Source organism: Phenylobacterium sp., assembly GCF_016793285.1.
Classification (GTDB): domain Bacteria; phylum Pseudomonadota; class Alphaproteobacteria; order Caulobacterales; family Caulobacteraceae; genus Phenylobacterium.
The window spans coordinates 1-11,558 of sequence record NZ_JAEUMO010000165.1 but is presented as its reverse complement, the minus strand read 5'-3'; the positions used below and the strand labels follow the sequence as shown (position 1 = coordinate 11,558).

11 protein-coding genes are annotated in these 11,558 nt (G+C 72.1%); 6 read left to right on the top strand and 5 right to left on the bottom strand.

Going from position 1 to position 11,558, the window contains the following annotated elements; genetic code table 11:
• Positions 1-331 precede the first annotated feature (331 nt).
• From JNL41_RS15030 to JNL41_RS15015, 4 genes are all read left to right on the top strand, one after another.
• Complete coding sequence (locus tag JNL41_RS15030) at positions 332-1,675, top strand: APC family permease (RefSeq protein WP_293476288.1); 1,344 nt, start codon at positions 332-334, stop codon at positions 1,673-1,675.
• Between the two features lie 71 nt (positions 1,676-1,746).
• Positions 1,747-2,694, top strand: coding sequence for a hypothetical protein (locus JNL41_RS15025; protein ID WP_293476286.1), 948 nt, complete (start codon positions 1,747-1,749; stop codon positions 2,692-2,694).
• A gap of 82 nt (positions 2,695-2,776) precedes the next feature.
• On the top strand, positions 2,777-3,379 hold the full coding sequence (locus tag JNL41_RS15020) for a TetR/AcrR family transcriptional regulator (protein ID WP_293476284.1): 603 nt from the start codon (positions 2,777-2,779) through the stop codon (positions 3,377-3,379).
• Between the two features lie 66 nt (positions 3,380-3,445).
• Positions 3,446-5,140 (top strand): FAD-dependent monooxygenase, encoded by a 1,695-nt coding sequence (locus tag JNL41_RS15015; RefSeq protein WP_293476282.1) that lies wholly within the window; start codon positions 3,446-3,448, stop codon positions 5,138-5,140.
• Here JNL41_RS15015 and JNL41_RS15010 read toward each other — a convergent pair.
• The 4 genes from JNL41_RS15010 to JNL41_RS14995 all read right to left on the bottom strand — a co-directional run bounded on the left by JNL41_RS15010 (position 5,137) and on the right by JNL41_RS14995 (position 8,842).
• On the bottom strand, positions 5,137-5,829 hold the full coding sequence (locus tag JNL41_RS15010; protein ID WP_293476280.1) for a glycine zipper 2TM domain-containing protein: 693 nt from the start codon (positions 5,827-5,829) through the stop codon (positions 5,137-5,139). The genes JNL41_RS15015 and JNL41_RS15010 overlap by 4 nt on opposite strands.
• Before the next feature lie 69 nt (positions 5,830-5,898).
• Positions 5,899-6,795 (bottom strand): hypothetical protein, encoded by an 897-nt coding sequence (locus JNL41_RS15005; protein WP_293476278.1) that lies wholly within the window; start codon positions 6,793-6,795, stop codon positions 5,899-5,901.
• Complete coding sequence (locus JNL41_RS15000; protein WP_293476276.1) at positions 6,792-7,694, bottom strand: diacylglycerol kinase family protein; 903 nt, start codon at positions 7,692-7,694, stop codon at positions 6,792-6,794. Before JNL41_RS15000 ends, JNL41_RS15005 begins: the two co-directional genes overlap by 4 nt.
• Entirely contained in the window at positions 7,691-8,842 is a 1,152-nt protein-coding gene (locus JNL41_RS14995; protein WP_293476274.1) for a CDP-alcohol phosphatidyltransferase family protein, read from the bottom strand. The genes JNL41_RS15000 and JNL41_RS14995 overlap by 4 nt, the downstream gene beginning before the upstream one ends.
• Positions 8,843-8,934: 92 nt before the next feature.
• Between JNL41_RS14995 and JNL41_RS14990 the strand changes: the two genes are divergently transcribed.
• Complete coding sequence (locus tag JNL41_RS14990; protein WP_293476272.1) at positions 8,935-9,822, top strand: metallophosphoesterase; 888 nt, start codon at positions 8,935-8,937, stop codon at positions 9,820-9,822.
• 28 nt (positions 9,823-9,850) lie between these two features.
• Complete coding sequence (locus JNL41_RS14985) at positions 9,851-10,984, top strand: aminotransferase class V-fold PLP-dependent enzyme (protein ID WP_293476270.1); 1,134 nt, start codon at positions 9,851-9,853, stop codon at positions 10,982-10,984.
• A gap of 63 nt (positions 10,985-11,047) precedes the next feature.
• On the opposite strand, the gene JNL41_RS14980 is transcribed toward JNL41_RS14985, so the two are convergent.
• The coding region (locus JNL41_RS14980; protein ID WP_293476269.1) for a glutathione S-transferase family protein at positions 11,048-11,558 on the bottom strand (511 nt) is incomplete at its 5' end.

Sequence of the window (11,558 nt, the reverse complement as noted above, 5' to 3'; positions counted from 1 at the left end):
CAAGTCGCTGCTCCGCTCGTCGGTCAGCGCGGCCCACACGGCCGAGCAGATCGACGAGGTCCTGGCGATCTTCGAAGAACTGGGCCTGGAATACGGCCTCCTGCAACGCGCGAAGCGGGCCTCGGCCTGAGCCACCCGCATACGCGGTGAGGCCCGGGCCCGGCGGCGCTCGGCGGCGCTGAGCGACGACGCGGTTGCGCGGCAGGCCGATGCGGGGATCATCGGCAAACCATCGGCAGATCATCGTTTCGAGGCCGTGTCCGCACCGCCGCCCCGGCCGTAGACCTACCCCGACGCGTCGCGGAAGCGGCGGCTTCGGGGAGCGGTGGGCATGGTGTCGGCGACACAGGCGGGCGGCCATGCGCACGCTCCGCGCGGAGAGCTGCTGCGGGTGCTGGGCCTCGGGTTCGGCATCGCCGTCGTGGTCGGCGGCGTCGTCGGCCAGGGGATCCTGCGCACGCCGGGCATCGTCGCGGGCGCCCTGCACGATCCCGTCTGGATCCTCGCCGCCTGGGGGGCGGTGGGCCTCTTCACGCTGATCGACGCGCTGGCCCTCGTCGAGCTCGGCTCCGCGATCCCGCGCGCCGGCGGGCCCTATGCGTTCGTGGAGCGGGCGTTCGGCCACGTCCCCGGCGCGGTCGTCGGCTGGAGCGACTGGCTCAACAACCTCTTCTCCATGGCGTTCATCGCCGTGGCCTTCGCCGAGTTCAGCCAGCGACTCGGCGTGCTGCCGGCCGCGCCGACCGGGATCCTGGCGGTGGCGGTGCTCGCGGCCTGCGGTCTGGTGAACTGGGTGGGGACGAGCGCCAGCGGCCTGTCGCAGAACATCGGCAGCGCACTGAAGGCCGCGGCGCTGCTGGCGATCGTGGCGCTCTGCTTCGCCGCGCCCGGCCCGGCCGCCGTGACGCCGGTGCTGGCCGACCATCCCGCGCTGACCCTCGCCGGCGTCGCCATCGCCGCCCGCGCGATCCTGAACACCTACTCCGGCTGGAACACCTGCGCCTACTTCTGCGAGGAGGTCCATGCGCCGGAGCGGAACCTGGCCCGGGCGACCTTCACCGGGATCGCGGTGGTGACGGGCCTCTATCTGCTGGTGAACGCAGGCCTGCTGCACGCGCTGACGGTCGAGCAGATCGCCGCGAGCAACCTGCCCGCCGCCGATGCCGTGGCCACGGTGCTGGGTCCCCAGGGCGGGCTGCTGACCACGGCCTTCGCCATGATCTCGGTCGCAGCGATCGCCAATCTCGTGGTGATGTCGGTCGCCCGGATCGCCTTCGGGATGGCCCGCAGCGGCATCCTGCCGGCCGCGCTGGCGCGGGTGGCGCCTTCGGGGACGCCGCGCGTGGCGCTGCTGGTCAGCGTGGCGATCGGCGCAGCCCTCGCCTCGACCGGCGCCTACGTCCCGCTGATGGCCATCGGCGCCACCCTGGCCATCATGATCAACATCGCGGTGGACCTGGCTGCCCTGGGCCTGCGGCGCAGCGAGCCCGACCTGGTGCGGCCCTACCGGATGCCGCTCTTCCCGCTGCCGCCGCTGCTCGGCATCGCCATCAACCTGGCGATTCTCGTCGCCCTGCTCGGAGAAGATCCGACCCATACCCTGGTGGCCATCGTGTCGCCCGTCGTGGCCGCGCTGGCCTGTCTGGCCATCCATCGCCTGCGGCCGCGCACGTGAGCACGCCAGCCCGCCGTTCGCCGTCCGCGTCCCGCGGACAGGGTCGGGCCTCCTGGCCCAGGCGCCGTCGCATGAGACGGGCGCTGGCGCTGGCCGCACTGATGGTCACGGCCGGAGCCCATGCTGTCGCGGCGCCGCCTGCCGCCAAGGCGCTCGACGGGGTCTGGACCCTCGGGACCTACACCGATTTCCAGCGCCCCAAGGAACTCGAGGCGTCCGTGCTCACCCCCGCCGAGGCCGAAGCCTACGAGGCGCCGCGTCGCGCCTTGCGCGGCATGCTGCGAGAGAAGGACGAGGAACTCGGCCAGTCGGAGAGCGAGTTCAACGAGCGAGGGCACGCGCTCACCCGCGTGAACGGCCAGATTCGCGCGTCCTGGATCGTCGACCCCGCCGACGGCCGCATCCCCTACAACGCGGAGACGAAGGCGCGCCTGGGACTCGAAAAGGAGAAGCGGGAGGAGCGGCGGGACAATCCGGAAGACCTGAGCGGCATGACCCGGTGCCTGACGAACCAGGCCGCGGGGGCGCCGATGATGGGCGCGCCGGACACCAACCTGTTCGAGATCGTGACGACGCCTGACCACGTGGCCATCCTGACGGAGAAGTACCACGAGGTCCGGATCGTGCGGCTGGGCGCCGCCGAACGGCCGGACCCGCGCGCGGGCGACTGGATCGGCCACAGCACCGGTCGGTGGGAGGGCGACACGCTCGTCGTCGAGACGACAGGCTTCCGGCCGGGAGACACCGGCCGCGGCGCCGGCCTCTATCTGTCGGGCCGCAGCCGGGTGACGGAGCGGTTCACGCGCCTGGGCCCCGGCGCCCTGCTCTACCGGTTCACCGTGGAAGACCCGGCGCTCTACACCCAGGTCTGGCGCGGGGAGATCGTGCTGGACAAGGCCCGCGGCCGGATCTTCGAGTTCGCCTGCCACGAGGGGAACTACGCCCTTCCGAACATTCTGGGCGGCGCGCGCTACGAAGAGGCGACCGCCAAGGCGCAGACGACGAACGCCAGCCCCTGAGGACAGCCGCCGCACGACGGCGCCGGTGACGGCTGGTCAGCCCCTCGACCTCGACTTAAGACATCGGGTCATGGAGGCCCGCTTGGCGGACGACGCGATCAATGCCGCCGGGCGCAGGCGCGCACGCCCGGGGGGGCGCACGGAACGCCATACCGACGCCATCTACCGCGCGACGCTCCTGCAACTGGCCGAGCGCGGCTATGCGGGCCTCGCCTTCAACGATATCGCCGCCGCCGCCGGCGTGGCGCGATCCACGCTCTATCGCCGCTGGTCGGGTCGGGCGGAACTCGTGCTCGACGCGATCGGCGTCTCGCTCTCGGAAGCGATCGTGGCGCCCGACACGGGCTCGCTCGTCGAAGACATGCGCCAGACGCTGCGGCAGATCGGAGCATACATCTCCACGCCGCTCGGCGCCGCCGTGGTGGCCGCCAGCCTCGAAATCGGCGCGACGGGGGTTCCGGGCGGTCGGCTGGAGCGCTGGCGCGAACGCTTGTCCGCCTTCGACGCGATGTTCGACCGGGCCACCGCTCGCGGCGAGATCGCATCGGACCTGGACCGGACCGCGAGCTTCGCGTTGGCCGCAGGCGCCATCCATTTTCGGCTGATCTTCACCGGCGAGGCGCTGGACGAAGCCTGGGTCGGCCGCGTGGTCGCAACATGGGAAAGATCGCTGGCCAGATCATAAACGCGACATATGTTGCATTAAATAGACGAAGCACGTATGACGACGCCAACGCAGCGAGGGCTCGTCATGCCGGACACCGCACCTGTTCTCATCCTCGGCGCAGGGCCCGTCGGCCTGGGCGCAGCCCTGGAACTGGCGCGCTTCGGCGTGCGCAGCATCGTGCTCGAGAAGCACGCGGGCACGTCGTTCCATCCCAAGACGCGCAACTTCAACACCCGCACCATGGAGATCGCCCGCGGCTGGGGCCGCGCCGCCTACGGGCGGCTACGCGGCATCGACACACCGGAGGGATGGAAGAGCCCGATCCGTTTCCTGGCGTCGGCCGTCGGCGAGGAGTTCGGGTCCATCGAATCGAAGGGCTTCGAGGGCCCCGGACCCGATGTCAGCCCGGCGCTCCCGGTGATGTCGTCCCAGGAGTTGATCGAGGAGATCATGCTCGACGCCGCACGCGCCACGGGCCTCGTGGACGTGCGCTTCCGCACGGAGGCCACCGAACTCGTGACGGGCGGCGGCGACAGCGACCGGCAGGCGCAGTTGCGGGTCACCCACCTGGAGACCGGCGAGACCGAAGTGCTCACGGGCCCCGCCCTCGTCGCCGCCGACGGCGCGGGCAGCTTGATCCGGCGACAGTTGGACCTGCCGCTCGACGGCGTTCAGGACCTGTCGCACATCGTGAACTGCTACTTCCGCGCCGATATCGAGCCGCGTCTCGGCGATCGCCGCGGCGTGTTGCTGTTCGTCTCGAACACCGAAGCGCGGGGGGTGCTGCAACCGCTCGACGCCGCGGGGCGCTGGCTGTGCCAGATCAACGTCGCCGAGACCGACTGGTCGCCGGAGATGTTCACCCAGGATCGCGCCGAGGCCTGGATCCGCGCGGCCGCCGGCGTTCCCGACCTGACGGTCGAGGTGCTCTCGCTGGGCTTCTGGAAGCTCAACGCCACGGTGGCGCGCCGTCTGATGCAGGGACGGGTCGTGCTGTGCGGCGACGCGGCCCACCAGTTCCCTCCGACGGGCGGACTGGGCGTAAACACCGGCCTGCAGGGTATGCACAATGTCATGTGGAAACTGGCGATGGCGGTGAAGGGCCAGGCCGACTGGTCGCTCGTGGAGACCTACGATGCGGAGCGCCGGCCCGTGGCGCAGGAGATCACGGCGCAATCCCTCGAGAACTCGCGCAACGTGGGACGCATCCAGGCCGCCGCGATGTCGGGGGGCGAAAGCGGCCTGGACGCCGCGGACGTGGTGACCGCCTCGCGCCGATACGGCAACCATCTGGGCGCGGAGTTCGGCGCGGCCTACGTGTCGTCGGCGGTGATCGCCGATGGATCGCGACCGCCAGCGGTGGCCGACAGCTATTCGGACTACGCGCCTTCCGCGACGCCGGGCTGCCGGGCGCCTCATGTCCGGCTCGGACGAGGCGGGGCGGAGCTGTCCACCCTGGACCTGTTCGGGGCCGGCTACACCTTGCTGGCGGCGAAGGACGGGCAGGCCTGGTGCGAGCAGGCGCGCGAGGCTGGCGACGCGCTCGGTCTCACGCTGGACGTCTACCGCATCGGCGGCGCCGGCCTGGAGGATGGGGGCGCCTTCGCCCCGGCCTACGGCCTGACGGACGAGGGCGCGGTCCTCGTCCGGCCCGACGGGCATGTCGCCTGGCGCAGCCGTTCTCCGCCGGCCGCCGGCGCGCCCGCCCTGACCGGGCTCCTTCGCGAGCTCCACGGCGGAACGGGCCGGGCGCCCGCTCCGCGGCAGGGCGCCGTCTAGTCGCGGCGGTCCTGGCGGACCCGGGCGTTCAGATCGTCGAGGCGGGCCATCAGGGCGTCGCTCTCGCGACCGTTCAGGCGGCCGTCGCGCATATAGCGGCGCTCGTCGCGGCGGATGTCCTGCAGCGTGTCCATGGCCCGCTGGGCTTCCCGGCGCGAGATGGCGCCCGAGTTGCGGCTGCGCACGATCCGCTGCTCCAGCCAGTTGCCGCGGGCGCGGATGTCCATCGGGGCGTCGCGCCAGTCGGAACGCGTGCGGTAGCTGGTCTCGGCGCCGTAGCTGCCGGCGTTCATGGCCCAGCGGCCGTCGCGGTCCCAGCCGCCCGCCGGCGGCGCGCCGACGATCCAGTTGCCGTTCCGGTCGTAGTAGCCCTCGGCGTAACTGCGGCTCACACCGGTCGAGTGCCAGTTGTTCTGGTTGTCGTAGTAGCCGTAGGCGCGACGGCAGTCGCCGTCGCCCTTGGACACCTGGTTGCCGATGACGGCCCCGCCGACACCGCCGATCACGGCGCCTTCGGTGCGGTCGCCCTTGCCGGCGATGGCGCTGCCGGCGAGCGCGCCCAGGACCCCGCCCACGACGGTGCCGGCGGCGCGGTTGGCGCGGCGCTCCTCGCAGGTCTGTTGCGCGGCGGCGAGCGACGGGACGAGGGTCAGGGCGGCGATGCCGGCGGCGATCAGGCGATGGCGCATGGGGGCTCCGGGGTTGGTTGTGACCACCAAAACCCCCTTACGGCCAAGCCGGTTCCGACAAAGCTGGCCTCAGTGGACTCTGCCCGCCTCCCGCTGGCGTCGGCGAAGCTCCAGCCACGCACCGGGCGCGGCGAGGAAGGGGTGGCGTTCGCGCCAGGGGGTGACCTCGATCTCGACGCCGGTGTGGCGGGCGATCTTGTAGGCCGCGTAGCGCGCGGCGCCGGCGAAGGTGAAGGCCGCCTTCAGGATGCGCGCGATGTTGAGCGGCTTGCCGGCGAGGTTGGGCGCTGTCCAGCCGGGCAGGCCCTGCCGCGACGGCGTGAACGTGTCCCCTGCCCGCTCGAAGCGGACGCCGGCGGCGGTCCAGGCCAGCGGCAGGATCCGCGCGTAGCGCTCGGCGAACGGGGCCAGGACCGTGTCGGCGCGCTCGGCGGTCTCGACCCGGAACTCGGCGGCGTAGGTCTTGCGGAAGAGCGCGGTCCAGTAGCCGGCGGGCGGCGCGCCGGCCGGGCCCAGCCTCGCCGCGAACCGGCTGGCGGTGACGACGGCGGCGACGACGGCGTCCCGCGCGGCGGCGGCCGACGCCTCGTCGGCGGCCCAGACGCGCTGGCAGGGCTGGACGAAGCGGGCCCAGATGGTGGTGTCGAGCGTGCGGCCGGCCGCGGCCTTGTGGAACGTGGCGAGCGGCAGGGTGGCGACCTTGGCCTTCAGCCCGCCCACCTCATGGTAGCTCACCTCCGGCCACAGCACGCGCTCGACGAGGCCTCGGAGCCCGCCGCGATGCGGACGGTGGGTCAGGCGGTAGAAGTCGAGGATGCCGGTGAGGTCGCCGGTGCGCAGCGTCGAGCCGTAGTAGAGGATGGCCGCGTCCGTGGCGGGATCGGCGAGCGCGGCGGCGAGGCGGACGACGGCGTCGGGCGCAGGCGTGGCGAGTTCTGCTCCGATGAGGACGTCGAGATCGCTCACGGGATCACGAACTCCAGCTCCGGGCCCTGGCGGACCGTGAGGTCGCCGCCGTCGTAGATCTCGCCGTCGAGCACGAAGTCGCCGGACCAGCTCATGTCGAAGGCCGGCGGATCGCAGCGAACGTAGCCCTTGTCGGCCAGCCAGCCGGAGTCGCGGCCGCTCAGGATGACGGGCAGCGCAAGATGCAGCCGGCGCGGCGGGGCCTGCACGGAGATCACCTTCAGCCCCTCACGCGGCTCGCCGAACGGCTTCAGGCCCAGCGGGAAGCGCTTGAGCGTGGACGCGATGGTCAGGAACCATCGCTCGGCCGGATCGAACGAGACCCTGGCCGCCTCGCCCTTCCGCCAACCGTTCGACGGCCCGCCGAAGAGGGCGCCGATGGCCGCGTGAACGATGGTGGCCGCGATGGCCGCGTCGTCGAAGAGGCCGACGGTGTGGTGCTTCTGGGCGAGTTCGGTGGCGCGGACGAAGGCGCCCGTGCCGAACAGGAAGCCCCGGCGCTCGGGCGTCGCCTGGCCGGGGCGCACGATCTCCAGGCACGGGCGGCGCTTGGTGGGCTGGCCGGCCTCGGCGGCGGTCAGCAGTTGCTCCAGCGTCGTGCCCAGCGGAGACCCGATGTCGAGGGCCAGGGCGTTGGTCTTGCCGTTGGGCACGATGGCCAGGCGCGGCAGGCGCCCGCCGTAGGCCTCCGGCAGGCGGGTGACCACCTCGCGGATGGTGCCATCGCCGCCGTCGATGGCCACGAGGTCGACACCCTCCGCGGCGAAGCGGCGCAGCGTGGCGAAGAGTTCGGCGGGCTCCTCCGGGGCGACCTCGACGACCACGCCCGGCAGCGGATCCACGTCGCCGCCCCGGTTGCGGTGGCTCTTCTGGTTCCAGATGACGCCGGCGCGGATCAACGCGAGAGCCAGGAGACCACGCGCTCGCGCGGCGTGGCGAAGGCCTGGACCAGTTGGGCGGTGTGGACCACCAGGCTGACTGCGGTCCAGATCGCGACCAGGTAGAAGCCGAGTTGCGGCGCGCCCAGGGCCCAGGCGGGCGTCAGGATCAGGAGGTTCGGGTTCCGGCGCGCGGTGATCTGGCGGAAGAAGCTGTCGAACGGGCGCCAGGCATGCACGTGCATGCCGAAGGCGCGCATGAATATCCCCTCCTCGACCCGTTGAACGACATAGCCGATCAGGATGACGGCCAACGCCAGCTCGGCCATCGGCAGCGGCGTGAGGTGGATCCACTGGACGTACCAGGAGGCGGGCGGCGGGTTCCCGAGATGGAAGGCGCCGACGTACCACGCCCACCACCAGAACGGCGGATGGATCAGGTCGATGCCGTGGTCGAAGACGTTGCCGATCTTCGAGCTGGTCATGGTGACGCGCGCGAGCTTGCCGTCGACGGTGTCGAGGAAGGTCATGATCCAGGCGCAGATCAGGCCCAGGCCGAAGGCGCCGTTCCAGAAGAAATACTGGGCGCCCAGCACGCCCAGGAAGCCCACGAACGTCACCATGTTGGGCGTCAGGCGCGCCTGCGCACACCAGCGGGTGACGATGCGGGCGGGGACCGGCCAGACGTGCTTGGTGACGAGGTCGGTGACGCCCTTGTACGAGCCCTTGAAGGTGCGGGCCTCCACGGCGCGGACGTTGTCGCGGGTGAGTTCGAGGAGGATCGGGTCCTCGCGCTTGCGGAGCTCCTGGTTGTAGCTGAGCTCGGCGAGGGACAGGCGCGTGAGGCCGCCGGGATCGGCGCCCTGTCCGAGCGCGGCGGCGGCCTCGGCGGCGCGGGCGGCCGGGACGTGGGCGGCGACGGCCTGGCCGTCGTCGGTCAGCAGCACCGAGCCGGGACGGCCGGCCAGGGTGCGGATCAGGCTCTCGTCGTAGACCCAGCCTCCCAGCGCGATCACCACCGTTCCCGCGCCCGGGGCCTCATCGGCGGCGGCCACGCCCACGCGCCGGAAGATCCGGCGCAGGCGCTCGGCGGCGCTCATGCCCCAGATCCGCACGTCGCCCGCGCCCAGGATCAGGCCCGCGGGGGCTGCTTGCGCCGTCGTCTCCAAATCTGTCGTCAGCCTCTCACGAAAATCGGTGGAACCTGATACCGAGCGCCGTTCCCTTAGGAAAGCCGCAGGGACGAAAGCCCGGGTTCCGCTTGACCGCCTTCCGCCTCGCCCACATCTCGGATCCGCACCTGCCGCCGCCGCCCCTGCCCTTCCGGTGGCGTGATTCTGCATCGAAGCGGGCGTTGTCGCGCTTCGCCTGGCGGCGGAAGCACCATCGGCATGACAAACGCGTGCTGGACGCCCTGACCGCGAGCATCGCTGCGGCACGCGTCGACCACCTGATCGTCACCGGCGACCTGATCAACTTCGCCACCCCTGAGGAGTTCGCGGCGGCGAAGGCGTGGCTGGAGGGGCTGGGCGACCCCACGGCGGTGACGGTCTCGCCGGGCAACCACGACGCGCTGGCGGCGGCCGGCGCGCCCGCGGGCTTCGGGCCGTGGAAGGCGTGGCTGGGGGACGCGCCGGACGTGGCCTTCCCGCACCTGCGGCTCCGTGGGCCGGTGGCGATCGTGAACCTGTGCTCTGCCGTACCGACCGCGCCGCACCTGGCGACCGGGACGCTGGGGCGCGCCCAGATCGAGGCGGCGCGGGGCCTGCTGGCCGGGACGGAGGGGCTCTACCGGATCGTGCTCGTGCATCACCCGGTGGCGGCGGGGGTGGTCTCGGGGCGCAAGTCGCTGACCGACCTCGAGGCGCTGCGCGCGCTGCTGGCCGGGGCGGGCTGCGAACTGGTGCTGCACGGACACGCGCACGAGGCGGTGCTGACCGGCGTGAAGGGCCCGGGCGGCGCGACGATCCCGGCGCTGGGCGTGCCCTCGGCCTCGACGCCGGCGGGTATGGCGCACGACCAGGCGGCGCGCTGGAACGAGATCGCCGTGACGCGGGACGGCGACGGCTTCTCGGCCCGGGTGACGGCGCACGGCATCACGGCGGACCTGAACGTCGAGACGCTGGGAAGCTACGCCCTGACGCGCTAGGACGCGGGCGTTTCCGAAGGAGTCCCCCATGCCCAGCCTGCGCCCCGATCTCGATCCCGATGGCCTGCTGGAGTTTTCGGTGGTCTTCACCGACCGCTCGCTGAACCACATGAGCGGCACGTTCCAGGGCGTGATGCGCGATATCCACGGCATCCTCTGCGAAGTCCACGGCGCGACTCGCGCGGTCGTCGTGCCGGGCGGCGGCACCTATGCGATGGAGGCGGTGGCGCGGCAGTTCGCGAGCGGCCGCAAGGTGCTGGTCGTGCGCAACGGCTTCTTCTCGTACCGCTGGAGCCAGATCTTCCAGGCGGGCGCGATTGCGCAGGCCGAGACCGTGCTGAACGCGCGGCAGTTGGGCGAAGGTCCGCGGGCCCCGTTCGCGCCGGCGCCGGTCGCCGAGGTCGTTGCCGCCATCCGCGCCGAGCGCCCGCAAGTGGTGTTCGCGCCGCACGTCGAGACGGCGTCGGGGATGATCCTGCCGGACGACTACATCCGCGCCGTGGCGGACGCGGCGCACGAGGTCGGCGGCCTCTTCGTGCTGGACGGCGTGGCGTCGGGGTGCGTGTGGGTCGACATGCCGGCCCTGGGCGTCGACGTGCTGATCTCGGCGCCGCAGAAGGGCTGGTCCGCCTCGCCCTGCGCCGGGCTGGTGATGCTGAACGACGCGGCGCTGGAGCGCTGCCAGGCGGCGACGTCCACGAGCTTCGCGGCGGACCTGGGCCGGTGGCTCGCGATCATGGAGGCCTACCTCGGCGGCGGCCACGCCTATCACGCCACCATGCCGACCGACGCGCTGAGGGGGCTGCGCGACGCGATGCTGGAGGCGAAGGCGTTCGGGTTCGAGCGGCTGCGGGCCGCGCAGTGGGAACAGGGCCGCGCGGTGCGGCGGCTGCTGGCGGAGCGCGGGATCGCGTCGGTCGCGGCCGAGGGCTTCGAGGCGCCGGGCGTGGTGGTGGCCTACACCGACGACCCGGAGGTGCAGAACGGCAAGCGCTTCGCCGCGGAGGGCCTGCAGATCGCCGCCGGCGTCCCGCTCATGGTCGGCGAGGGTTCCGACTACCGCAGCTTCCGCCTCGGGCTGTTCGGACTGGACAAGCTGAAGGACGTCCCGGCCAGCGTCGCGCGGCTGGAAGCGGCGATGGACGCCGTGTTCGGACGCTAGCGACTTGGATCTGAAGTTCGACCGAGTTCGCCTCCGGCGCTCGCGAACTCCGGAATCGGGACACTAGGACGCGACGCCCTCGTGCGAGCGATCCATGGCGCGCCGGAAGGCGTCGCGGCCGGTGGTGCGGGCGAGATAGGCCTGTTCGGCGTCGCCCAGCACGAAGCCGCCGTGCCTGCCGCCGAGATCGAGCGCGTACGTCACGGAGATGTCGGCCGCGGTGAAGGCGTCGCCGGCCATGTAGGGCGAGCAGGCCAGCCGCGCGCGCACGATGTCGAGACGGCGCTCGACACACGCCCGCGCCCACCGCGCGCCCCAGTTGTCGCGCTCGGCCGGGGGCGCGACGAAACCGCTGACCACGACGGGCATCATCAGGGTCGCCAGCCCGGCTTCGCCCAGGTGCAGGAACTGCTGATAGGCCGGGAATGTCGGGTCGTCGGGCGCGGGCGCCAGCGGCGTCGGGCCATAGCGTCCCATCAGGTACTCCATGATCGCAACGGACTCGATCATCACCACGTCGCCGTCCTCGATCGCCGGGATGTAGTTGGCCGGATTCACCGCCAGGAACGCCGGA